Origin of the sequence: Ruminococcus flavefaciens (genome assembly GCF_900143025.1) — a bacterium.
Lineage (GTDB): Bacteria > Bacillota > Clostridia > Oscillospirales > Ruminococcaceae > Ruminococcus > Ruminococcus flavefaciens_I.
The window spans coordinates 68,171-93,166 of the sequence record NZ_FRCT01000004.1 but is presented as its reverse complement, the minus strand read 5'-3'; the positions used below and the strand labels follow the sequence as shown (position 1 = coordinate 93,166).

The 24,996-nt window shown below is 37.4% G+C and carries 25 protein-coding genes and 1 pseudogene; 13 read left to right on the top strand and 13 right to left on the bottom strand.

Annotated elements, in window-relative coordinates; all coding sequences use genetic code 11:
* Positions 1-87: 87 nt before the first annotated feature.
* The 11 genes and pseudogenes from BUB28_RS05615 to BUB28_RS05565 all read left to right on the top strand — a co-directional run.
* A pseudogene (locus tag BUB28_RS05615) lies at positions 88-459 on the top strand (hypothetical protein); the annotation flags it as partial.
* 49 nt (positions 460-508) lie between these two features.
* A complete protein-coding gene (locus BUB28_RS05610) occupies positions 509-1,318 on the top strand; it encodes an ADP-ribosylglycohydrolase family protein (RefSeq protein ID WP_072949665.1) in 810 nt (269 codons plus the stop codon).
* A 768-nt stretch (positions 1,319-2,086) separates the two neighbouring features.
* A complete protein-coding gene (locus tag BUB28_RS05605) occupies positions 2,087-2,473 on the top strand; it encodes a hypothetical protein (protein WP_072949663.1) in 387 nt (128 codons plus the stop codon).
* A 66-nt stretch (positions 2,474-2,539) separates the two neighbouring features.
* A complete protein-coding gene (locus BUB28_RS05600) occupies positions 2,540-3,736 on the top strand; it encodes a DUF6765 family protein (protein ID WP_072949661.1) in 1,197 nt (398 codons plus the stop codon).
* A 599-nt stretch (positions 3,737-4,335) separates the two neighbouring features.
* Positions 4,336-5,196, top strand: coding sequence for a phosphatidylinositol-specific phospholipase C domain-containing protein (locus tag BUB28_RS05595; RefSeq protein WP_072949659.1), 861 nt, complete (start codon positions 4,336-4,338; stop codon positions 5,194-5,196).
* Positions 5,197-5,364: 168 nt separating this feature from the next.
* Positions 5,365-5,529 (top strand): hypothetical protein, encoded by a 165-nt coding sequence (locus BUB28_RS16985; protein ID WP_175547804.1) that lies wholly within the window; start codon positions 5,365-5,367, stop codon positions 5,527-5,529.
* A gap of 271 nt (positions 5,530-5,800) precedes the next feature.
* Positions 5,801-6,142 carry a hypothetical protein gene (locus tag BUB28_RS16700; protein ID WP_139277517.1) on the top strand — a complete coding sequence of 114 codons (342 nt, stop codon included), beginning with the start codon at positions 5,801-5,803 and terminating at the stop codon, positions 6,140-6,142.
* A 131-nt stretch (positions 6,143-6,273) separates the two neighbouring features.
* Positions 6,274-6,435: a hypothetical protein gene (locus BUB28_RS05580; protein WP_242939942.1), complete on the top strand. Its 162-nt coding sequence runs from the start codon at positions 6,274-6,276 to the stop codon at positions 6,433-6,435.
* A gap of 1,080 nt (positions 6,436-7,515) precedes the next feature.
* Complete coding sequence (locus BUB28_RS05575) at positions 7,516-11,001, top strand: hypothetical protein (protein WP_072949654.1); 3,486 nt, start codon at positions 7,516-7,518, stop codon at positions 10,999-11,001.
* Between the two features lie 52 nt (positions 11,002-11,053).
* Positions 11,054-11,293 carry a hypothetical protein gene (locus BUB28_RS05570; protein WP_072949652.1) on the top strand — a complete coding sequence of 80 codons (240 nt, stop codon included), beginning with the start codon at positions 11,054-11,056 and terminating at the stop codon, positions 11,291-11,293.
* A 625-nt stretch (positions 11,294-11,918) separates the two neighbouring features.
* Entirely contained in the window at positions 11,919-13,484 is a 1,566-nt protein-coding gene (locus BUB28_RS05565) for a hypothetical protein (protein WP_072949651.1), read from the top strand.
* 303 nt (positions 13,485-13,787) lie between these two features.
* Here the strand turns inward: BUB28_RS05565 and BUB28_RS05560 are convergent, their stop codons facing one another.
* The 4 genes from BUB28_RS05560 to BUB28_RS05550 form a co-directional block, all read right to left on the bottom strand.
* Positions 13,788-15,083, bottom strand: a complete 1,296-nt coding sequence (locus tag BUB28_RS05560; RefSeq protein WP_072949649.1) for an ATP-binding protein — start codon at positions 15,081-15,083, stop codon at positions 13,788-13,790.
* Positions 15,084-15,407: 324 nt separating this feature from the next.
* The gene (locus BUB28_RS05555; RefSeq protein WP_242939941.1) at positions 15,408-16,010 is read right to left on the bottom strand and encodes a DUF4143 domain-containing protein; all 603 of its coding nucleotides are present in this window, start codon (positions 16,008-16,010) and stop codon (positions 15,408-15,410) included.
* 124 nt (positions 16,011-16,134) lie between these two features.
* Positions 16,135-16,278: a hypothetical protein gene (locus BUB28_RS17360; RefSeq protein ID WP_242939940.1), complete on the bottom strand. Its 144-nt coding sequence runs from the start codon at positions 16,276-16,278 to the stop codon at positions 16,135-16,137.
* 212 nt (positions 16,279-16,490) lie between these two features.
* Positions 16,491-17,030 carry a GNAT family N-acetyltransferase gene (locus BUB28_RS05550; protein ID WP_072949648.1) on the bottom strand — a complete coding sequence of 180 codons (540 nt, stop codon included), beginning with the start codon at positions 17,028-17,030 and terminating at the stop codon, positions 16,491-16,493.
* Positions 17,031-17,087: 57 nt separating this feature from the next.
* Between BUB28_RS05550 and BUB28_RS17230 the strand changes: the two genes are divergently transcribed.
* A complete protein-coding gene (locus BUB28_RS17230; RefSeq protein WP_207647082.1) occupies positions 17,088-17,240 on the top strand; it encodes a hypothetical protein in 153 nt (50 codons plus the stop codon).
* Here the strand turns inward: BUB28_RS17230 and BUB28_RS05545 are convergent.
* The 7 genes from BUB28_RS05545 to BUB28_RS05515 form a co-directional block, all read right to left on the bottom strand.
* On the bottom strand, positions 17,233-17,772 hold the full coding sequence (locus tag BUB28_RS05545) for a hypothetical protein (RefSeq protein ID WP_207647081.1): 540 nt from the start codon (positions 17,770-17,772) through the stop codon (positions 17,233-17,235). The genes BUB28_RS17230 and BUB28_RS05545 overlap by 8 nt on opposite strands.
* Positions 17,729-17,854, bottom strand: coding sequence for a hypothetical protein (locus BUB28_RS17620; RefSeq protein ID WP_431767971.1), 126 nt, complete (start codon positions 17,852-17,854; stop codon positions 17,729-17,731). Before BUB28_RS17620 ends, BUB28_RS05545 begins: the two co-directional genes overlap by 44 nt.
* Before the next feature lie 48 nt (positions 17,855-17,902).
* The gene (locus tag BUB28_RS05540; RefSeq protein ID WP_207647080.1) at positions 17,903-18,178 is read right to left on the bottom strand and encodes a hypothetical protein; all 276 of its coding nucleotides are present in this window, start codon (positions 18,176-18,178) and stop codon (positions 17,903-17,905) included.
* Positions 18,179-18,564: 386 nt separating this feature from the next.
* Positions 18,565-18,864, bottom strand: coding sequence for a barstar family protein (locus BUB28_RS05530; RefSeq protein ID WP_139277515.1), 300 nt, complete (start codon positions 18,862-18,864; stop codon positions 18,565-18,567).
* Positions 18,865-18,890: 26 nt separating this feature from the next.
* Complete coding sequence (locus tag BUB28_RS05525; RefSeq protein WP_072949641.1) at positions 18,891-19,247, bottom strand: hypothetical protein; 357 nt, start codon at positions 19,245-19,247, stop codon at positions 18,891-18,893.
* Positions 19,244-20,662, bottom strand: a complete 1,419-nt coding sequence (locus BUB28_RS05520; RefSeq protein ID WP_072949639.1) for a glycosyl hydrolase family 8 — start codon at positions 20,660-20,662, stop codon at positions 19,244-19,246. The genes BUB28_RS05525 and BUB28_RS05520 overlap by 4 nt, the downstream gene beginning before the upstream one ends.
* Before the next feature lie 72 nt (positions 20,663-20,734).
* Positions 20,735-21,205 (bottom strand): hypothetical protein, encoded by a 471-nt coding sequence (locus tag BUB28_RS05515; protein WP_072949637.1) that lies wholly within the window; start codon positions 21,203-21,205, stop codon positions 20,735-20,737.
* 422 nt (positions 21,206-21,627) lie between these two features.
* Here BUB28_RS05515 and BUB28_RS16980 point away from each other — a divergent pair, with 422 nt between their 5' ends.
* The gene (locus BUB28_RS16980) at positions 21,628-21,780 is read left to right on the top strand and encodes a hypothetical protein (protein ID WP_175547803.1); all 153 of its coding nucleotides are present in this window, start codon (positions 21,628-21,630) and stop codon (positions 21,778-21,780) included.
* Between the two features lie 66 nt (positions 21,781-21,846).
* Here BUB28_RS16980 and BUB28_RS05505 read toward each other — a convergent pair whose 3' ends face one another.
* Together BUB28_RS05505 and BUB28_RS05500 are read right to left on the bottom strand one after the other, a co-directional pair.
* Positions 21,847-22,887 carry an SH3 domain-containing protein gene (locus BUB28_RS05505; RefSeq protein ID WP_072949634.1) on the bottom strand — a complete coding sequence of 347 codons (1,041 nt, stop codon included), beginning with the start codon at positions 22,885-22,887 and terminating at the stop codon, positions 21,847-21,849.
* Between the two features lie 420 nt (positions 22,888-23,307).
* Positions 23,308-24,990: a leucine-rich repeat domain-containing protein gene (locus BUB28_RS05500; protein WP_081373396.1), complete on the bottom strand. Its 1,683-nt coding sequence runs from the start codon at positions 24,988-24,990 to the stop codon at positions 23,308-23,310.
* Between the last annotated feature and the right edge of the window lie 6 nt (positions 24,991-24,996).

Here is a 24,996-nt window from a genome sequence, read left to right as displayed (position 1 = left end):
GTGGAAAACAAACTACGTTTCACTGAAAAAGCAACTTACCCTATTCTGCACTGAAAATGACAGCTTGAAAATCACAAAGACTATCTGCAATTTCAGAAAGATAAAGTCGAGTTTCTGTGCAATGAATGCTGCTCGTTTTACTGCAAAGACAGAAAAGCGTGCTATGAAAATGTTAGCCGGAAAAATCTCGGAGAAAACTGTTCCGAGCACATCTGTACTGCACCTGATGCCAGAGACGGATACCGTTTTTCAAAAGCAATGAAAAATCCCGGATTTATCAGTACAGATGACATCATCAAAACATATCTGCCCCTCGGTTTTTCTAATTTCAAAATAGAAGGCAGAGGGCTCGGAAGTGCTGTCAATCTTGAATTTCTGCTTTATTATCTCACAAAGCCGGAATACCAACTTACTGTCCGTGAAGAGATCTATCTCGACAGTATGCTGGATCTTTTCTGAATAAGGTGATTAAAGTATAAAATGTAAAAATAATGAAAGTGGGTGAATTATGCTTGGTGCGTTCTATGGTGATGTTATCGGCTCGGAATACGAAAATGCATGCACGAAGGATTATGAATTTCCTTTTAAACGTGAAAGCCATTTTACTGACGCCAGTGTTATGACTGCAGCTGTGTGCAGGGCTATACTCAATAACGGCAAAAATATCGGCAAGTTCGGGGTACGTAAAAGAGCTTTTGAGTATGCGGCTCAGTACAAGCAGTATTATTCTCGTTATCCTCACGCCGGATACGGGAGCATGTTTACACGTTGGGCGAAGGAGAAAAGTCTCAGAAGGCAGCACAGCTATGCTAACGGAGGTGCAATGAGAGCAGTTCCTATTGGTTACGCTTATGATGATATAGAACAGGTCATGCTGCAAGCTAAAGCAAGCTGCTATTATACTCACGCTCACCGCGAGGGTATCAGAGGTGCTCAGGCTGTTGCCTGTGCCGTATTTCTGGCCCGTCACGGCGAATCCAAGGAACTTATCCGCAAATTCATCGCTGAAAAATTCCGCTACGATCTTAGTTATACTATTGAGCAGATACGTCCTGAGTATAGCTTTGACAGCAGCTGCGAATACTCAGTGCCGCCATCAATTATTTGTTTCCTCGATTCCACTGACTACGAAAGCGCTGTGAGAAATGCCGTATCCCTCGGAGGCGACGCTGATACTATGGCTTGTATTGCAGGAGGCATCGCCGAAGCTTATTATAAGAATATTCCCGAAGAAATAAGACGTTTCTGCGACAGCCGTATCGAAATCTCTCTCAAGGAAACTGCACGTGAATTTAATCTCAAATATAAAAATACCTGATATGATTTTTAGCTTCTAAGCAGAAAGGAAATCTACAATTATAACTGAATATATGAACTAAGGCAGCCCATTACGGGCTGCCTTTCATTTTCTGTAGAGTTTTGGTATATGGTCGGGGACTATAGAACTGAGATACGTAGTAAAGCGTTCAAATCCTTCTTTGTCGAAAACAGGTGCGGAGCAGGCTAAGGTGAAATTGGTAATAGAGAATATCAGGTAGAATTTAACTATAAATAGCTAGTTATAGAAAATATCTATTAGCATATGCGCAGCAATAAAAACTAAAATTTAAAAATAATGTTGACAGATATATCAATATGTGCTATAATATATTTGTGGTAATAATTGTTTTGGAAATATCATGATAAATATAAAATATTAAACATCAGATCTTAGTATTATATTCTAACAAGGGACTGATACAATTATGACTAAAAATTATACTTTTCAAATTTCGTACAAAATAGAAATTCTTCATAATATAACACTTGGGGATTTTGCGCATTTTTTTAATGGACAAGTGAATAATTTAAAAATGATATACGTCAAATTTATCAGGGTTTTTATGCCTTGTTGAACTTGACGTTTTTTATTTTATGGGTATATATGATTAAAGGATATGAGTAACAGAATGATTGAAGTAGTTTTTGTTCTGAATATATAAAGAAAAGAGGGGATGCTGTATGAAGTAATTATTTCCATTAATTAGCAAAGCAATATACCATAAGTCTAAGAAATCTTTTATAACTTACTAAAGGAGGAAGTATTATGTCGAAATCAATTACAATACAAATTCAATCTTTCCCAGCAGGATGGTTCGTAAGTTGGAATGCTACATCTCAATGTTACAATACAGGTACGGTTCAGATCAAATCAGGCGGAGCAGTTTTACAAACTCTCGAAAAAAACAATCACAGTACAAGTTTACAGCAACTTGGTTGTGGATGCTGTTTAATTCCATCACAAAATATGGAGATAGTAATTACTGTAGATGAAGACGATAAAGAGCTTGATCAACGGCTTATGAGTTCGTCGATATTAGGCAAAAAAGGTCAGACTGTAGGCACTGTTATAGGTATATGTGTCGAGGACGGATATGATGAAGATTATAATGACTTTTTTATCTGTCTTTCAGGTTGGGCAAGTAAAGATTAAAATCTGATAGTACAATTTTATGCCATTTCACACCATTTAAACGATATAACAATAAGGGGGATGTTTATGGATATTGCATTTCATTATTTTGCATTAAAATCACTTGCACTTAAAGCGGGTTTTTCAGATGATGAAGCTCAGTTGATTGCACAGTATTCTCAAATGACTGATGATTTTGACTATACAGCATGGTGGGATTGTCGTAATGTTCCGGAATATATCAAAAATCCTGATTATGATATTATTAATATATTGGGATATTTTAACCCTGTTCAAACAGGTTTTTTAACAGATGGTATATTGGGAAAATTTGATTATCTTAATCTTGTTACACCTCGTTTTCAGAAATTATCATGTACTCCATTTCACTTCATATATAACTTAAGAAATGAGATAGGTAATAAAGAATATCGCGTCTATCCAGCAGTTATGAATGATTTTTCAAATATTTGGGAGATGTTGAAAAAAGCGCGTGATGAATATCAGGCAGCGTTAAAAGGAGAAACCTCTCAATACGGTGATAATAAAAAGTACAAAAGAAAAACTCTCATGAAAATTGGTCTTTTACTTCATATTTTTGCGGATACTACTGCACATCAAATGTTCTCGGGTTTCAATGCTAACGTTAATAATGTCAAACTTATAAAAGTTCAAAATAATATAACCGGAACTGATGAAACAGAAAAATATAAAAATTCTGTTATCTATTATCTGGAAAAATTAAGTCAATATTGCCCGTGGATAACACCAATGATAGGACATATGATGATTGCACATATACCTGATCTTACGCATTTAACGTTTACGATGGAATACAAAAATAATGAAGGCATAATTAGCACGTACACTCGCAGCAACACTGCTGAATTTATCATGCGTAGCGAACAAATACTGCAATTTCTGCTTTCATGCCGTAATCAGGAGATGATACCTGAAGAAGAATGGAGAGACTATTCAGATCAACTCAGTAAATGCTTCTTAACTGACATATCAGAATGTTCAGATGAAAAGTCTATGGTCAAAAAATTAAAGCCTATATGGATTAACTGTGGCGGAACATATGATTACAGTAGCGAAGAAATTAAGAGAAGTTTTGTTCTGGAAACTTTCCCTCTTGAAAAAGAATTTCCGCAAGGATATGAAGATGTTCCAGAGGAAATACGTCCTGTATGCTCAACAAATGCAAGCGATGATTTTTATTTATTCAACGTATGCGCTGAAGAGGTATTGATAGATCTTTATGGCGTAAAACCTCGCTCATGATTATTTTTAGATAGTATATTTTTAAACGCCCTGTAAAAATCACTTGATTATATCAGGGCGTATTTTATAAAACTATAATATTTTTGTGAGAATTGAAGAATTACTGAATATATGAACGAAGGCAGCCCAATTGGGCTGCCGTTCTGTATATCAGTTTCATAACACAATGAAGATAGCGTATTATTAGATTGATGCGAAATCTGGTTAAAAAAGGATAGAAGAAGGCATAAATGAAATATAGATATATTCTTGACTTATGAAGACGAGAAAGTTTTTCAATATAAAAATTTCTCGATTACAAATTTGTAATTTTACAACATGACCTCTGTAGATATGCTATAATGGCATTGTCAGCAGAGGTTATTTACATATAACTCAAATATATCAGTGAGAAAACAGAACCATACAACAGCCATCGGTTATGCTGCCAGGAAATACATTTCAAGTATATAAAATGCACACATATTTACTATGATAATCTGTATATAACATCTTCAATTTCTTTTGTTCTGCATAAGGTCAGGATGCTGAACCTAATAATTGAAAAAGATGTTGCAATATAATACTATTATTTCTAAAATTAAAGGAGGAAAATTATTATGGGACAGGGTGGACACATTACAATTATCAATAATACAAATTCAAAAATGATTCAAACATATAGTCATTCATATCAGATGGAAGCTTGGGATTTCCCAAAGGAGATAGCCGCTGGAGAAAGAAAAAGATTCTATGTTGAATGGTGTGATAACATCTTCAAATGCACGAGTGATGACAGAGGAACAGCTGTTTATCATCTGGAAAACGATCAAAATAAGACTCTCGAAATAACTATGTATAATGCAAACACACGTTCAATATCAGTTGAACTGACTGGTATCGAAGGACCTGGCATCAAAACCTCGTGTCCTATGCAATGGCAGCACGACGGAGAAATGTATGTGATCATGGATGATCGAATGGATCTTAAACGCTGGATGGGAAAAACAGCAGGCAATACGCCTATTAACATGATGGATATTCCAGGTACACATGATTCTTTAGCTTTTGATCTTACCGGTTTTGTAGGAAGTATCGTTCCTTCATCTGCAAAAACTCAGAATATGAACATCTGGGATCAGCTTTGTTTCGGATGTCGATATTTTGATATCAGGATCGATCAGGAGCTGAATGGCTGCCATGGTGTTGTAGACTGTAGAAATGGTCTTAATGATACTATTGAATTGATCAGCAAATTTCTTGAAGCAAATAATACCGAATTTGTTTTGATGAGAATAAAAAATGAGCGTAGTGTTGAAAACAAGGAAGCATTCAATAAGAAAATGGATGATCTGTTCAATTCTTATGAAAATTTGTTTTGGAAGAATAATCTCACAAGCGGATGGCCTTTACTTAATGACGTAAGAGGAAAGGTAATTGTTCTTGATAATCTTAATGATCATTACTTCTTTAGCAAATGATATGGATATGAATATGGCAACGTAGGTAAATTTGTTATTCAGGATGACTATGATGCGCCAAATGAGGAGGTAAAGCTGAGTGAGATAAAGGAAAATATAGATCTTCCGTATGATCCTGAAAAGTTGAAGATAAATCATGTCAGTGCAGTTGGAACAGCGGCAGGAATTATGTGGCTGGGATGGACACCTGAGGATTATGCAAAATATCTTAATCCAAAAGTAATCGACTTTACAGTCAACAAAAACGTTGATTGCGTTATGGGTGTCATAGCTTTTGATTTCTTTGATTCAATGGTATCATCGCCTATTGTTATCAATAATTATAAGGCGTAAAAGAGTTAGTGTGTTAATTGAATATACTTTGAGCAGTCCTTCGGGACTGCTCTTTCTATGTACATATTTACGAAGTAATTACATTGACGTTTTCTTCGTTTTTTGCTATAATTTGTGAGAAGAGAAAGCACTGGCTTTGATATTGATGAGCATGGATAGGTAACTTTCAAACAGCTAATAAGCAGCGTAAACCTACATAGCAACTATAAGATCAATCGTGAACTTCTGGAACAGATATTTGTATAGGATAATAAAGGTTGCAACAGATTTGATGAAAAACATGATTGCAACTCCTTGTTTTTGTTATGAAATGTATCTGTTGTCTCGGTGTCCGAATGTAACTGTAATGGGGATTACTTCTTCTAATTCTTTACAGGCAACAGGTGGAATATGTTACCGTTCAGATGATATGTTTGAGGTACATTATCTCATAATTTACGCCCTTGATGAAAATAATGAATTTCTTGAAGTAACTGCTGATCGTAAGGCAAAAGTTGGTTTTGATCTGAGAATACCTGTTGATTATGATGCGGCTATGATGATTTTTAGTGATTCAGAAAATGACTATGAACTTGAATATGCTATTGATTATTTGCTCCAAAACTATAATTAAAAATGATACAGAAAGTCTCCGCGAGGGGAATTCTTCGTTCATATATCACGGTTGCGAGGAGTCGTCTTATCGCGGACAAGCTGTATCAGACGGGTGTTTGTCGTGCGGATTCCCTCAATCTCATTTCAATAATGTTAATGCTTGGCATTCCGGATAAGTATGCAATGGAGCGTGGAGGTTGGTCTACAGACAGTGTATTGAAGTCTGTATATCAGCAGACATTCAGTTCTGAACGCAAGAAAATTGATAAGATAATAGACGGATATTTCAACGGAATAGTTCTTAATCCTTGAAGAAGTGGCGTAAGCGACGATATATAGCTAAGTAAATGCGTCACACGAATTACTTTTTCCCATTCAAAATCACACGCGTCACACAAAATAGGTTATTAAATGCCTGATTTCAGGCGGTTTATACAGTTGGGGCAAAGTTCAAATCCAGCCGCCGCAACCATATCGGATCCCTTATTTTAATACAAAATAAGGGTTCTTTTTTATGCCCGTAAAAGCTGTAAATATAGGGAAATATGGCTATATGCCGTTTTCTTTTGGCTGTGTAAGGGCTGTTTATAATGGCGGGATTTACATGAAATTTGCTGTATTTCTTCGTTTAGATAATAGCGCATTATGATGTATTTGGTAAGGTTCTTTATGAGTACACACATAATGTTGAACTCTTATTTGCTCTAAAAAAAGCATTTATTAATAGCACAGCATTAGAAACAATGTATAGATCAGAATTGGTAAGAATTGTTAAAAAATAATTACGAAATATTGAGGGCGTTTAAAGAAATAAAGAATGGCCCACTAAAAAATTAGTGAGGCTCGTAAGATTTTTTACTATAGAACTGAGATATGCAGTAAAGCGTTCAAAAACTTTTTTGTCGAAATCTGACTCGAAGTAGGTTATGTTTTTAATGTGAATTCATAAATTAATAAGAAAGGTTTAAGTTTCTGTTTTTAGGATGAATAGTATGTTTGATATACAAAAGCAATATAAAACATTATACATGTTGAAAGAAAATGAATAAAATTAACATGAAATTTACCTGCTGTTCACGTTTTGGCAATATGCTCTTGTGTTAAACGTGATATAATGAATCATAAATTCATTTATTCTATTTCTATAATTCCAGATTTCGTTGTAAAAGAGTTGATAATATATGAATAATAATCGATATACAACATTGCTTCATAATAATATGATTTTTTTGATTAAAGCGTACTAAAGGGAGTAACTATGTCCCTTTGAGTACGCTTTTATATTTTATCATCTGATAAAAGGGGGAAGACCAATGATAATATAAGTTTTTATTAAATGCTATACAACTAACATTAACATATCTGCTGCAAAAAACATATAAGGAGTTTTTTATGAAAGAAAATAATAGTATCGATAATAAAAAAGGATATTGTACAGTTTATACCAAATTTATGCAGAATTATAGACTTTCTAAGCCTATTGAAATGGGGGAGCAGCTGCAAAGCATCAGAAATGAACATAATCTAGATGATTTTTTCTGTATGAGAACAGATGGATATGCAGAAAGCTTTTATCATAATAAAGAAAGCAGTACAGGTTATGATTCTATTAAACTTGATGTTCATGGAGCTTTGATTTCTTCAGTTATCTGTGATAACGGGGATATTATAGTTTTTTCATCTCAGGTTGAAGAGTTGTTTTTTTCTTTAAAGCAAAAAGATAATGATAATTTTGAGCCGCCCAAAAAAGTTAACATTAATCTTCCATATCAAGCGATAAAAATATGTGGACTTTCTGTTAGAAAAATAGGAACAGAAGTATGGATAGCCGTTATAATGCAGGTGGGGATAAGTGAAAGCGAAAGTGATTTGCATGTTTTATGCGGAAAATGGCAAAATGAAAGCACTGTCTTAAACACTACCGGTATAACAGTATCATCTTTAAACTTTGTTTGGCTTCTGTCAGATGAAAGTGATCCTGTAATAGCTTTTTTCGGAAATCAGCTGATAGGTATACATGCACTGTCAGGTCAGATTGAAAACTATACTTCTATTTCTGTAAATGGAAACTGTACGGATATCTATTCTTCATTTGATCCGACAACAAAATCAGATATTATTTCGATCATAGTTGATAAACAACTATATATTTTCAATACTAATTCAAATAAATGGTCGCAATATACTTATAGTGCTGATTTTTCCAAGGCAAGACTCCATTTTGAAGATAACATTGGAATGCATATTATTACTCTTGATACTAATTCAAATGTACACCATGGCTTTTATATCACAGCTGATTCTGAGGTTACTATTTTATCTCCGATTATCAGTAATATATCAGACTTTTGTATTTCAGACTGTAATGGTGGATTATTATCTGTGCTTTGTAACAGCAATAAAAAAGTGATTCAGATGATATTGGAAAACGCATCAAGCAATTGGAATATACAGGAAATAGGCTTGCAGACTGTTAATGAAGTATATGAATATAAATCATATATGATTGAAATAAGTGCTTATGATTCATGCGGACTAACATATCCTAATGCTAAAATTTCAATATGGAGCAATGAGGAGACACGAGTTGAAATTAACGGCGAGAGTGTAATGATAGGACCGGACAACAAGTTTTCATGTTATACAAATGAAAATGGTATGGCATATATTGCACAGGAAACATGTATGTTAAGTATACCTGAAATATATGTTTCTTTTGCCGATAATTTTAAAAATGGCCAAAGTGTTTTTGAAGATAAATCGGTTGTAGCCATTTCTCAATATTCTCCTGTGCAGAATGTTCTTAAAAACATTGATGCAGATGGATTGCTTAATGCGAAAAAGAATGATGGAACGCCTCTTTTATCGGATGAATATAGAGATGAAGAAACAGCTCAAAGTCTTGCGGAAGCTCTAAAGGAATGTGTGGCTTTGATACCAGCATCCAATTATAACAGTACACTTTCAAATGAAGTTAAGTGGATAAAACTGGATCAGATAAATACTCATCCACGAATAATCCCAACTAGTGTTCTTGAAAAATCAGGAGGCTGGAGTCTGAAAAAAGAAGGAAATAAGATCACATATTCTTTGAAATCACAGGAAGAAATAGATTTACTGTTAAAAAATGTGAATGATCAAGCTACTCTTGGAAAATCTTTTTTCCAGCGAATAGGAGATTTTTTCAGAGCAGTTGCTGAAAAAATAGTTGATGTTGTTGAAGTTGTGGTAACTGTTGTAAAAGATACTGTAAAAACAGTTATTACATATGTCAAGGACAAGGTGAAATATCTTTTTACTCAGATTGTTGATACAGCACAACAAGTCTGGGATGTAGTTGAAAGTGTATTTAATGAAGTTAAAGTATTCTTTACCGATGTTTTCCAGTGGTTAGGATATATTTTCAATTGGAATGATATTTTAAGAACCAAAAAGACGATTGATTATTGTATGGATCAGATTTTTGAATGTGCTGATAGTACGCTTGAATATATTGAAGAAAAAGCGGACAGTTATCTTGATAATATGAAATCTCTAATTTCTGAAACATCAGATAAATTTTTGAAAAAGCTTGATCCAAATCTTTCGTTAGGAGCTGTGATTTCTGGAAATGGCAAAATTGAAAATGAAGATTTGACAAGATATAATACATCTAATAATTTCCTTTATAATCAGTATATACACAGGGATATACCATCTATCTCAACGGTTGAAGATTTATCAGCAGCAGAACTATATGACTCTTTTGAAGGCGAAAAAGAAGACTTTATGAAAATTCTAAGTGATTTTGTTGATGAGGTTGAGCAAATAGATGCTTTCAAAGAAGCTTTTAAATACTTTAGTTATGTATTTGAAGGAAGAGACAATATGTTCAATAACATGTTTTGTGGACTTATAAAGCTCTTTGAAGGATTGGCTATTGCTGTTGTATCCGCTGCAAAAGCTGTTGTGAATGTGATTATTGAATTATGCCGTAAGTTAGTTAAAACCATTTATACATTGCTGACACAAGAAATCAAACTTCCGTTCCTTTCAACGTTTTTCAGTATGATAACAAAAGGTGATAAACTAACTGTTTCAGGAGTTTTTAGTCTTATCATGGCTCTTCCTGCTACTGTTATATATAAAGTAATTAACAATAAAGCTCCTATTGCGAATGAAGAAGAGTTTAATGAATTTAAGAAGTATATAAATGCAGATTTATATAAATCTGCGATCTTAGGTAAGCAAACTTCTATTACAGAAGTAAGTGCAGCATCTGTGATTGCACCGACGTGGGTGAGATCTGTTTTACATTTAATCAATGGAATTTCAAGCTGTATTTACTATTATATTTCTGCATACGGTGATAGTTTGGCTATTGTAGGAGCGGCATTGCCGTTTTCGACTAATATAGGCTGCTTTGCATGCGAAGTTATATGGGCTTTGGCAAGTGCAGTGTGCTGGTTTACTGATCCGTCTGTTGCTGAATGGGTAAATTATGGTTTTGTCTGTGGAGGAGTTATTTTGGATTTGATATTCCTAATACTGGAAAGAAAAATGCCTGAAAATTCATCCTGTGATGTTCCAAAAGTCATTACTCTTATTTATGGAGTACTTTTTGAAGCTGCTGCAATTTGTGCTTTATGTATGCCATCACAAAAACCAGGAGTATATGATTATTTTCTCAATATAATTCCACCTTTGGTATGCTGTCTGAAAATAGGTCTTTTAACGTCATTAATAAGTGCAACCGAGGGTGTATCCGGAATCGTACCTGTAGTAGGTGATATTATTGCTGGAACGGCAGTACCTGCATCATATTTTATACTTTCAATGCAGGCTCTTGCAGATGAAAAACAATTATTTGATGATAATACATTATGTGAGTCGATATAAAATATTCTAAATTTAAATCGCAATATTTTTAATAACAGAAAGGAAAATAATTATGGCTAGTTTTGAAAAAGTATTTATGCGTCCGAATCTTTCAAATTACGGTACTGTTCCAGCTGGAGGAACACTATCGAGTTCACCTGATATCTGGATAAGCGGTATAAAACCATTAGCAAATTATCAAACCGTTCTGACATCTGATGATTCTTATTCGCAGGAAAGTCATGAAGGAGTAACTGCAGGAATGCTTTTTAGAGCGTGGATATACTGCGCTTGTAACAGTAACTCTTTATAATGATAATAATAAGACTGTTCCAGCAGGAGCAAAATTTCCATTCGAACCATTTTTGGTTACTTCAAGTAATCTTCTTAGACAATTAGGACTTATTCATTTATCAACTCCTGAAACACAGTTAAGAGAAAAAATGCTTCTCTCTAGAGATAATGAATATACCCCAGCCAACTGGGGCATGAGAACACTTGTAAATATTGGTGGTTACACTGGTTTATTTGTTTGATAAACAGAAATGCTTTTGGAAACATATTTCTGATTCGACTTTCTTATAATAAATAGCATAAAACTGATTTGGATTGTCCATTTTTTTCTTAAAATCATTTTTTAAAACTTTATAGAGATTCGATAAATTGTTACAGGAAGATATGAGTAAAGCAGCCCGTAATGTGCTGCCTTTCATTTTCTGTAGATATTTGTTAGCGTGTCAACACTAAGTGGATTATATCACTCTGGCTGGCATTAATGTTTCATGCTTTTATGTTGTTTACTCTTTACTGATAATAGATATTGTAAATGCTTTTAAGGTGTGTTATAATTTGAATATCAAGATGACAGCACAGATCATGACTGAAGTAAAAGCAACTATTAATGCTGATATATGATTTAAAGAGGGTGACAAGGAATTATGGTCGCGTTCGTTTTACTATTGGTGGTGTGTATCGTATTCAGCTTTGCAGGTGTAGCTATAAAAGAACTGTACACACCTGTCAAAAGACTTCAAGTTCTTCTTTTGACATCGTTTTTATTGCTCACATTGACCACACAGCTGGCAGCGATATATTATACCGCCAAAAAATCGCCGTTTTTCTCTATGATAGAAATAATGGCCTTTGACTACTACTGGTTTAATTTTGCACCATATTATCCACATAGTGACCCTGCCGGAAACGGTATGGCGCGGGCTTTCCGCAGTATTTTTAATACGGCAGCGTCTGTTCTTTACGGGGTGATATCCTATTTTCTTATAAAGTTTTGGGCGTACGACAGTAGGCAGACTGGTCTGCATGTAGTTTTGTTTTTAGCAGCTTGCATCGGTCTTAAAAATATATTTGCTAACAGGAAGTCGTTTCTGTCGGGCGATTCTTTTAAAGAATCTGCACGATGGGCCAAAATGAGCGAAGAAGACTACAGAAAATCTATGTTCAGAGCAGGTATGCTTGAAAAGATCGACTCATGGGAAGCAAAGGAACTTGATGCAAGTCGGGAAGAATTAGAGCATTGGGATGTATACGGATGCAAAAGTATTGTTGTCAGAACGCATGAAAAGCTTAATTGTTTATTACTGGAGGGACAATTTGAATTCCCTGATGAAATAGCCGATATAAGCCCATCTGGATTACTGTGCGGATGCCTCGGATTTACAGATGACGGAGATATTAATGATACCTCAGTCTTTGTGCCAAACTATGTGAAACTTGCTTGGCATGATCTTTCTGACGGAAAGACTTACAGGGTATATAACTCATTATCCAAGGAACTTAACCACTATTTCGATGATACTGAACGTTTTGGACTTGATGATATTGAATTCCGCATCATGCCGAGAGGAAAAGTCCTGATGTTTCATAATATTCGTAATCAGATACATAATATCATGATTGATTACCCTTTGCAGGGCGAAGTGACAAACGATTATGGGCATGAATTTTCTGATCTCATTTCAGAATACAAAATCGATATAAATGAGTACAGAGTAACAAAAAAACCATCTCTTGATACGATTAATGATTATCTGAAGCGTTTCAGATATCATCCGGTATTCTGCACTGAAAATGACAGCTTGAAAATCACAAAGACTATCTGCAATTTCTTCAATGGAGAAAAGATATTATCCGACAACGAGTGGAAAGAGGATATGGAACCTGCGCGAATTAAAGATGTTTTCATCAGATTTGAAAGCGAACAGCACAGATATGCAGCTTTTATTTACTTTAACGAGGATGAAGTTTCAGAGACTTTTGGTGAGGCTTATAATAAATGCGATGACTCTTTGCAAGGAGAATTTATTATCCAAGTGGGCATGGTAGAAAATGATTTTTCGTTTGCCTTAAAGCTCGGCGATAAATGCTATCATCTGAAAGCAACTGAGATAAGGCTCTATAAGGTGAATGCAGACGACGCAGGTAAGCTCATGTTAAAAAACTATAAAGGCAATCATAAAAACCTGTTAAAGGGTCTTGAAGTGCAGTGAGTATATGCAGTTTGATAGCCTGAAATTAAAGAAAATGGTATGATCATATATGAAAAACACTGCAAAAAATAAAGCTTATTTTCATCTTCCGGGGCTATTTGAGTTCTATGACCTTTACAGTGTGTTTCTGCCGCTGTACCGTGAGCATGGGATCACAAAGAAAATGTTAAAGCAACTCTTAATCTGACAACAATAAACGATCTTAGTTCACTGCTTCCACCTACCGTAAATAAGCAATAATTCGGATTTGGGGACTTTTTTGTTGTAAAAAAGACCGCAGTTAATTCTGCGGTCATAACTTTTTTATATGCAAAATGCTGCATACAACGGAACGATCTTCTTGTTATCCTCAATTGCAAAGTTCTTTGCGGACAGCTTTATCGCATATTCAGGCTTGAAAGTATCCATATAAACACGCAGGCTTTTGGCTTTTGTGTTGTCGGCGCTCTTGACTTCAATAGGAATAAGCTTCCCGTCGCGCTGAATGATAAAATCGACCTCAGCACCACGGTCAGATGCCCAGTAGTATGTGTGGTAGCCATTCATGACCAGTTGATTGTTAACATAATTCTCGGTCATACCACCTTTGAACTCATTGATATCATCAACCATATACAGTACATCATTAGCATTCAGCTCCTTTTTTGCACAAAGCAGTCCAAGGTCTGAGACATATATCTTAAATGAATCGATATCCTTGTAGTTCTCAAGCGGCTTCTTTATCTGCTCTGCCCTGTACACCTGAGAAACGATACCCGAAAGGCTGAGCCATTCGATAGCGTTTTCAAATTCCGAAGCTCTTGCTCCTTTCTTTATCAGCTTATACTGGAAACGGGTATTCTTCTTGGAAAGCTGAACGGTGATATTGTCGTAGCACAGGCGTGTTTTCTTAATCTCGTTTGTGGTGTTGTACTTGCTCATATCGTTAAGATATCCGAGCAGAATGGTGTCCTGAGTGTGACGCACAAGCAGAAAGTCCTTCGTCTGAGCAAACTGCTGAACGCACTCCGGCATTCCGCCGACTATCAGATATTGACGGTATAACTGCATAGCAGAATCATGCAAAGCACTTGGCATAGGAGTACCGTCCTCAAAGTGATTACGTATCTTCTTGACAAGAGCTTCCTCACCTAAAGCAAGCAGGAATTCCTCCATATCCATTGGATACATTGTTTTTATATCGACCTTTCCGACAGGGAAAGAGAACTGCTTACGGTTTACAGCAACTCCCAGCAAACTTCCTGCAACAATGATATGATACTGTGGAGCTTCCTCGCAGAAGTATTTGAGTGAAGTAAGAGCTCGTTCGCATAGCTGTACCTCGTCAAGAATTATCAGCGTTTTTTCGGAAACGATAGTTGTTCCTGCAATATGCGAAAGTATCGGCAGCAGATATGCAGGACTTATATTTTCAGCAAATGTATCTGCAAGCTTCGGATCAGTCTCAAAATTGAAGTACGCTACATTGTCGTAGTTGTTTCTACCGAATTCAAGCAAAGCGTAGGTCTTGCCGACCTGTCTTGCTCCCTGAAGTAAAAGCGGCTTACGATTGGGACTTTCCTTCCATTCTGCCAGATATTCGGATATCTTTCGGTACATATCAGCACCTCCCATGTTATTTTCAGAATTATTATAGCATATATTCATGTAAAAATCAAGAGGATATTATTGATTTTATATGTATATTTACACGAATAATTCAATAGTATCTTTGGATTATAACACAATTCATATTATTGGCGAGAATACCCATGAATAATTGTCGCTTTCTTGCCGATAGTGTAAAACAGCTAAATTCTGATGAAGACCTATCTACATGACAGGCAGGAACAAGGGGTAGCTACCATTTTTCTAGTCTTATTAAGTTTTACGACATAAAAAAGGAAGTCGGATTTTGAATCGACTTCCCCAATTTTATAATCATTATTTTGTCCTCAGGAACTCTTTAAGCAGAAATGCACAGAAATACGGGAATGAATACACATTGTCCGAATAGCCGATATTACCATTGAACAGCTTAACTCCGAATTGAATATCAGCATATTTATCTGAGTTTATCAGCGTTTTCAGAGACTTAGCTTTGCCATTCTCAGCTTTTACCTCAACAGGAACCAGACAATCTGTAGTTCTCATGAAGAAATCCTGTTCAAGTGTGGAATCCTCACGGCGATAATAATACAGATCACAGCCGCTTTTGACAAGAGCTTCGCCTACGATGTTTTCATAAAGAGCTCCTTTATATACGCCGAGATTCTTATTGGCGCGGAGATCATCCTGTGCTTCGTCGTCAAGCATTGCTACAAGTAGACCGCTGTCTGCGAAATAGAGCTTGAATTTATCTTCATCATAGTTGCCCTTTAATGGCAGTTCAGGGAAGTTCAGACAATAACAAGTATTCACCATACCTGCGTCAACGAGCCACTCCACGCAGCCGCGATAGTCACGGAAACGAGCTCCTGAAGCAACCTTCGAGATCTGAAACTTCTTATTCTCCTTAGCAAGCTGCGGAGCTATACGATTGAACACATTAATGATTCGTGTTTGATCTACGCCTTCTGCATGAGCGAGATGTTTTTTATAATATCATCTGTCTTGTAACCGTCGGAAGTGATCATCATATATTTTGGCTCTTCTACGAAGTTTATCTCTATTATGCTTTCGTAGTTTTTTCTGCAAAGTGTTTTATGGACTCGGTCTTGCCGACTTGACGAGAACCTTTTACTATAAGAGGCTTCCTGTCAGGCTCAGCCTTCCAATCGCTGAGAAATTTATCTATTTTACGAGACATATACATACAAACGCACCTCCTGTTACATTTATAATACAATAATCTCAGCCAAAAATCGAGATAAAATCACATTTTTATAGCGAATAATCATTTGAAAATCACAAAAACATAGTTATTTATCTCTGATTCACCACAGGTTTTAGGAGAAATGATATATTTCAAAGCTGATATTATAACTCTGAATATAAGAACTAAGGCAGCCATAAAAAGGCTGCCATTTATTTTCTGTAGAGCTTTGGTATATGATCGTGGACTATAGAACTGAGATATGTAGTAAAGCGTTCAAATCCTTCTTTGTCAAAAACAGGTGCGGAGCTGGCTATGGTGAACTCGGTATCGTCATAGAAGCTATACCAGCCTGTTTCGTAAAATCCATTTCTCAGGTAAAAATCGCGTCTGCGAAGTCGTAGGGAATTGTTATCGCAACTATCATCAGGTGCCTCGAATTCGGTCACTATCTGTGTGCCATGATAGCGTTCTTTCAGAAACTGTAAAGCCTGACTGCCGATACCGGAGGAGCGTTTCTCACGGCTGACAGCAAAATATGCAAGATAGCGTATATTCTCGTATTTGCGCACCGTGAAGAATCCGACGATGGTATCATTATCATATATGCCCAGCATATCGAGTTTTTCGCTTGTATCGGAAGCGTACAGGTCGTCAAGGGAGTTCCTTTCACATTCGGGAAAGGCTTCTTCGTTTATGGCGTCTGCAATGCGTTTATCTTCCGAATCCTGCTGTAATATTCTTAGCTCCATTATGTTTCTCCCGTTTCTTTACTCGTTGACGATATTGCAGAAATAATAAAAGTCATCATGCATTCCGTACCAGCTGGTCATTACTTCGTGGCGTTTTCCGTTGTCTTCCGTGTATATGAGCTGGGTTTCTGCGACATCGCCCTGAGCGCTCCAGTAACGATACAGCAGATGTTCGTTCTCGAATTCGGTATGGACTTCTTCTTCATGTGAGCCGAATTCCTCGAAAAAAACGGTCAGCAGTTACGGTTTCGGGAATGTATTTGTATAATTCGTAAAGGGGCATGACGTTCAGTATCTCAACACTTATGAAGGCTGAAAAATCATCTGCACACAGAACTTCCTCGAAGCGGCAGAGCACAGCTGCGGCTTTGTATATATCCTCAGGAGACGCGGCACTGTCCCAGCCGTTGAGAAACATTTGCCATGGTTCATATACATTTGTGAATACTGCTCCTATCTCCACATCGAAGGGAGCTTTTACCCTGAGTATGCGCTTGTCTCCGACCTTCGGAGTAATATTTGTCTCTGACCATTTTCTCTCATTGATTGGTTTACTGTTTTCTTCTTCATCGAAAACAGCCCATTCCATGTGATAGCCTCTTTTATGGATTCCTGCAGACTCTATATATTCAGGACGTTTGTCCTCAGTTACACGCGATTTGCAGCATTTGCATAAAAAATTCATATCCATTCTCCATTCATATATCGCTTCTTGTATAGAAAGTGCTTCGACCGCTGCCATGCTTTAATAAAAGTCCCTGTTCAACCAGCTGCTTTATTGAATTCTCGACAGAAGCCTTACTGATTGTAGGACAAAGCTCCATGACCTCACTTTTCGTGAACTTACCGATTCTCTTATATGTATCGGCAATTCAGTTCAGAAAATAAAGCTTATTTATCAATTCAGACAATGAACCCGCAATGGGTTTATCGTCAGCCACTTTGTTTTCTGCCATACTTTCAAGGTATATTTCTCCTGTCGGGACTTTATATAAGATTTTAAAAGCAGAATACTCTGTCCAGCCAATACATATATAATTCTTTACTTCTTTTGCGAGAATATCATGAAAGTGAGCGTCTTCATCTTCCTCATAATCCTCGTACAGTTCTTCAGTGAGTTCATAAACACCGTTCTTCTGAAAAAGCACGTCATCATCTGATTCGCCTTTATGCTTCAGCACCGGAAACAATACCAGTCCTTCATCAAATTTATAGTATCCGTCACCGCTTTCTTTCTGCTTATAACAATCACATGCTCCGTAGATCGACGTATGCCAGAATAAGCTTATATAATCATTTATATCATCAGGAAGTTCAATATCAAATCTCTCCCGGAAAGGTTTCGTATCTGTTTAGCTGTCCGCGGAACAAGAAACTTATTTTTTACTTCAGTGACAAGCTCCGGAACAGCGTCTTCAAGATCGCGTTGGCACCTGATAAAGAAGTCAGGTCGCTCCATAGCTTTTTTGCTGAAATTCATCATTGCATCTATCAATTATCATCACCTCTGTGTGTTATTAAAAAAGATATTTCTTTAATGGTGTATTTCCAGTTTGCAGTCATAACCGCTGTTGTCGTGGTCAGCGATATTATCAAGTATAGCCAGCATAACGCTGTCTCCAAGATCTGCTCTGCTTTTTTCGTAATGAAGCCATTTTATCACAAAGGGTTCTTCCGGTTCGTGACATCCTAATCCGCCGTACAGTATATCTCTGAATGCGTTGAGATTATGACCTGTCTTGAAGTCAAGTCCTTTTGTCATTATATGGTCAACTTCACAGTAGAAACCTTCAAGGTCAGAAAAGTTGTTACCGTCTATTATGTAAGTTCTCATTGGTATATTCTCCTGTTTCTTCATTTTCAGTCATCCATAGGCATTCCGACAGCTATATATTCTTTTAAAGGAAGAATAATCCCATGGTCATTATCGACATAAACGTTCTGAGGAAAATCTGGTTGAAGAAGTTCATTTCTGACATTCTTAGAGTTGGTATATATCATCATAATACAGCAGGTGGCCTTGAATGGCAGATCTGCGAGATCATCCTGCCAGTCAGAAAGATCTGTATCAAAGTCGTATAAAATATGACCGTCGGAGTACTCTAAGCAGAAGCGGTTCGTTTTTACATCGTATGCTTTTAATGCTCCGGTATGTTTCATATCTTTTATAAGTTTAAGTGTGAGCGTATCATCACCAATAAGTGTTATCCATTTCATAGTATTTCCTTAGTAATTGATTGACCTGCTATAAGATGCTTCCTCATTGCGATCATATCGAATACATCAAGTCTGTCATCCTCGCAGAGATCTCCGGCTTTCCAGTTCTTCAGTTCGACATTTGGAACAGCCAAAAGCCATTTCTGAAACAGTACCACATCGGAAACATTGAATTCGCCGTCATTGTTTACATCGCCGTTCAGCTTTGCTGCTGTTGTTTCCGGCACAAGCCAGCCTCCGTCATCGGTAATCAGGCAAAGCATGGCGATCGTATTACCAAAATAGGAATCTACGCCGATGTCCAGAACCTCTTTGCGTATCGTATCATGCCACTTGGTATCTCCGGAAGCTGCAGCGGAAAGCATCAGCGGCGCAGTAAAACAAAGATCGTCCCAGTCTGCGACTGCTTTGCCGTCCGGTGTATAGCCCGCCATGATCTTTTCGGGGTTGCAGCCTGTTTCCTTTACGATAAATGCGTTGACTGTTTCCGCATACTTTTTGGCATCTTCGTTTTTGCCGACGAGCGCATCAGTGCTGATACGCCACGGAACACGGCAGGAATTGTATTCGTAGACACCGTCGTTTTCATTTTCAAGGAAGTTTGCAGGCGCGGGTATCCACTCGCCGCTGCTGTCCTTGATGATGAAATCAGGCAGCAGACCTGTCTGATATTTCTCCACAAAATGATTAATGATGCTGTAGGTGTTGTCATAAAGCTGCATCCAGCGTTCATCGCCGGTCACTTCGTAAAACACCGGAAAATACTGCATGATGAAATCCGAAGCGCGTGTCGCGGTGTAATATTTGTCATTTTTATCGACATCGTATGCCCAGTCACCGAGCCGCAGAATGTTATCATCATGACTCACATCATATTTCATAATGTCATCGATCACAAGCTCTGCCGCCTGCCTATAATTGATTTCGCCGCTGCTTCCCCAGACCTTATCCGCCAGCAGCAATGCATAGGCAATGTCCAGATCCCCGTCCGTTGCAGAATCCGCACCGTTGGAATCTACGAGTGCCTTGCCGTTGTCACTCTGCTGCCACGCCATCAGATGTGAGCCGATGCTGCTCGGATGCGCCAGATAATAATGGTACATACCGTCGAAAATGTTTTTGGCTTCGCTGTCATAGTCTGACATCAGAGCCGTGATCAGCATACCGTAGCCGTGCGCTTCGGAAACAGTGACCTCAACCGTGGAATGTGCTTCCGCATATTCCTTTTCTCCGTAGAACACATAATATTGCGTTTCATCTTTGACGTATGGATTTTGACGCAGATAAGTTTCTTTCCAGTCTTCGTAATAATGTTTTGTATCATTGGTAAGTGTTTGTGCTGATGCAGGAATCGGAATGCTGATCATGTTCAGCAACAGCACACAGCCGAGTAATGCAGAAAGTTTCTTTTTCATAGCGTGACCTCCTTTTCAAATATTTAAGACATAACGGGTGGATTTTAGAAGTTTGGCGCAAGCATATACACATCACGGTCCTCCCATTCCTTTACCGAATGCCGTAAGATAGCCTATCATGTATGCTACACTTATCATTCCGCACAGACAGCATGATGTGAGAATTATCTGAGTAGTATTACCTGCAAAGGAGAAACGGCATAGTATGCAAGATACAACACCAAGTATTCCTGAGATGATACCGGTAATAATTGAAGGAATATGAGCATAAGTACTGCTTTTTGCAGTTACAAAGAATAACAATACAGCTGCGGCAGCTGCTATACAGCACAGAACAGCGACAATTACTGCAAGGATCAAGTATCCTTTACGATAAAAATATATGCTCGATATTGCAATCAGTTCAGGTATCGCTGCATATATCGCCGATAGTATAAAATCTCCGATGGAAAGATCAGATATATCGATCACTGCATAAGCGATACCGGCGAGTATAAGCGAGAGCAGATACAGCAGCCATAGATGAGAAACAAGATAAGCCATATTATACACCTACCGTTTTGAGTTGCTTTTATTATATCACATGCTGGCTGTCTCTTCAAGTAATCTTCTTAGACAATTAGGACTTATTCATTTATCAACTCCTGAAACACAGTTAAGAGAAAAAATGCTTCTCTTCAGAGATAATGAATACACTTCAGCCAACTGAGGCCTGAGAACACTTGTAAATACTGGCGGTTACACTGGTTTATTTGTTTGATAAACAGAAATGATTTTGGAAACATATTTCTGATTTGACTTTCTTATAATAAATAGAATAAAACGGATTTGGATTGTCCGTTTGTCCGTTTTTTCTTAAAATCTTTTTTTGAAAACTTGATAGAGGTTCGATAAATTGTAACAGGAAGATATGAGTAAAGCAGCCCGTAATGGGCTGCCTTTCATTTTCTGTAGAGTTTTGGTATATGGTCGGGGACAATAGAACTGAGATACGCAGTAAAGCGTTCAAATCCTTCTTTGTCGAAAACAGGTGCGGAGCAGGCTATGGTGAATTCGGTATCGTCGTAGAAACTGTAACGCCTGACTGCCGATACCTGAGGAGCGTTTATCACGGCTGACAGCAAAATATGCAAGATAGCTGTACATTCTTATATTTGCACATCGTGAAGAAGCAGAAATTTATATCAGGAAATCTTCATTAATTCTGTATCATCGCCAACAGTATTATCCCTTAATTCCTCCCAGATCAGATTACCATTGCCATTGAGTCGGAAATGTGCACATCCGTTGGTATAACGTACGGTGTTAGATTCATTTCCGTTCTCATCATAAATCGAATCAACACAGCGGCCGTTTGTAGAATCGAGGTATTTACCGTTGAATTCACAACTATATGTCCAGTTCGTCGATTCTGCCGCACTGCTCGACCATTTGACAGATGCTTCGTAACCTGCACCGCTTTTTACAATGGTGATATAAATTCTACCTACACTCCATGTACCGAGAAAATCATCACCTGAATGTTTTGCTATGGAAGATTCACCGGTCATATCGTAATTCTCTATTGCTTTGATATATTTGCTTTCCACATAGCCTACATTATACTGATAATTTACAACACACCAGTTTGCATCCGAAGGGAGTAGATAATAATTAACCTGTGTGCCGTTCGGGATCGTGATAAGGCTCGTTGCATAGGAATGTATGCCGCTCATCAGATTGACATCTTTGGTAACAGAGCCGCCAAGTACATTATCACCGCCGAGTGCCGGATCATAAGGAGTAATTTCTTTGACATTGTTTGCGGGGATGTAACCTACTGTGTCCTTGAAATCTGTCATAAACCAACCGTCAATACCGCTCTCAAATACGCCTATCTGCGTTCTGTCAGGGATTGTCAGCAGCGTTTCAGAATTTGCATCTGCTGCCTTTTTTATTGCTGTATCAGCTGTGACATAACCACCGAAGATACTATTTCCGAGCTTTGCAGCTCCTGTTGTGGTGCTGTTTCCTTTGTTTTCAGATTTTATATTATCAGATTTTTTATTTGCAGCAGTCGTTGTTATCTTATTATCTTTTGATGTAACAGATGTAGTTGTTGTTACAGTTGTAGTTTTTTGGGAAGATGTTAAGTTTTTGGTCGTTGCGCCGCTTTCTGTACTTCCGCATGAAACCGTGGAAGCTAATAATGTGAGTATTGCAAGACAAGATATCATTTTTTTCATAATAATTACCTCATTTCAAATTTATTTTGCAGACTTGATGTTCTTGGTGTAATTATATAATACCACATTGATCACGAAATGTGTTCAGAATTACAAATTTGTAATTCTGAAAATTACGCTCCGTTTTTGTAACGGCAAAGCTTGCTGATAAATGCTCTTTCTAAGTGGTATGCAAATTAGATGCCAATGAAAAAATCAAGAAGATAATAGAAGCAGGCGTTATATCCTCCAAGACCGGTATTGCAGTAGCGGGTACAGTATAAATCTGTACAATTGAACAGGTAATATTACGAATCAAGACAGATATTCTCTCAATTCCATGCCAGTCAAGCTGACAGTGATCTAAAACTATACCGAAAATGAAGCGGCAGCCAAATGGCTGCCGTTCTGTATTCCAGTATTATATTTTTATGTAATAGATCATGAAACAGTAAGCTTGGCAATATCGGAGTAAATACAGTTACCGTTTTTGTTAGTTACGATACAGCCGAATTGTCTGTTATTCATTCCGCTTTTTACTGTAATTTTCAGTGTAGGAGTTTTCGCAGTCGTTGAGTTTACATTTTCCCATTTTCCTGTATTGGTATTGTAATACTGCCACTGATATGTCAGATTATCGCCGAACAAAGTAACCTTGAAAGTTGCAGTAGTATTTACAGCAGCGGATACATTCTTCGGACTTGAATTTGCAAGGTATGTATCATAGGATTCGTGATTACGGCGGAGATAATCAAAGATCTCGGGCAGCTTGTCGTTAAGTGTATCCATTGAACCGCCAAACATGAATTCCCAATGATGCCATGCATTAAGATCACCATTGAAATCACCATACGACACGCCTGTGCCGTTCAAATTGAAATCATCGTCCATAATGCCGTCACGGTTTTTATCAGGGTAGTCCTGTGGGCAATTTTTTATCTCATTATTTACATTATTATTGTAAACCATGAGCAGTGGATGATCAGAAGGATGATTCTGAACGATATTGCCGCCATGCAGAGATTTCTTCAGGAAATAAGTGTAATTAGTTCCATATGGTGACAGATTTGAACCTGCATAGGAGTTGTCATTCGTTACATCAACATGATAGAATTTACCATCTATCTTGACAAGATTCCATGCGTGCATAGTATGACCTATGTGATATGATTCAATGCCTGCTGCCGAGAGGAGCATCGTGTATGCTTTTGCAAAGCCGTCACAGACTGTTTCGCCATTACCTTCTCCACGTACATTTATTGCATAGCTTAGGAAAACAGAAGATGCTACATGGTTTTCATTATCACTTGTTTTTTCTCCGTTTAATCTGTCTTCATAGTCGCAGTGACGAACGATCCAGTCATGAAGCTGACGCGCTTTCAGTGCATCACACATCCAGTCATCGGTTTCCGTTTCAACTATATAATCACAAAGCTCCGTGCAGTAATCATCTACAAATCCTACATTTATGCTTCTGCTGAAGTGATTGCGTATAGACTGTTCAATAGCAGGATTGATGACAGGATACTCAATACCATTACTGTCCGTTTCGTATTGCAGAGCTTGTACACCGTTTACTTTATAGAGCGAAGGACAGTTATAAAAAGCTTCATGTCCAAAATATCTATATGTTTGTGAATCGTCGGAAAGCTGAACTTCTTCCAGTGCTGTACAGTTTTCAAATGAGTGGCAATTCAACTCAGTCGCACCGAGGACTGTCAGAGATTTCAAAGACGTACAGTTCAGAAATGCTCTCTGGTCAATTGTTGTAACACTTGCAGGAATTGTTACAGACTCTACAGTGGATTTCTGAAATGCGCCATAGTCTATTGTTCTTACTGTATCCGGTATAACAACTTCAACTACATTTTGGTTATAAAATGCAAAAGTTCCGATCTCTGTAACAGTGTAGCCATTGATTACTGAGGGGATTTCCACTGTACTATCCGAACCTCTGTAATCCGTTATCTTTGCTTCATTTGTTTCAGTGTCATAGGTATAATCGAGTCCGTTGAATGTACCATAGTTCGATGCTGCTCCGGCAGTAATGCTTACAGGTGCAGCAGCAGCTGATGCTCCGACCATTACTGTTGTCAGAAATGAGAAAAATTTGTTGTGTTTCATGTTATG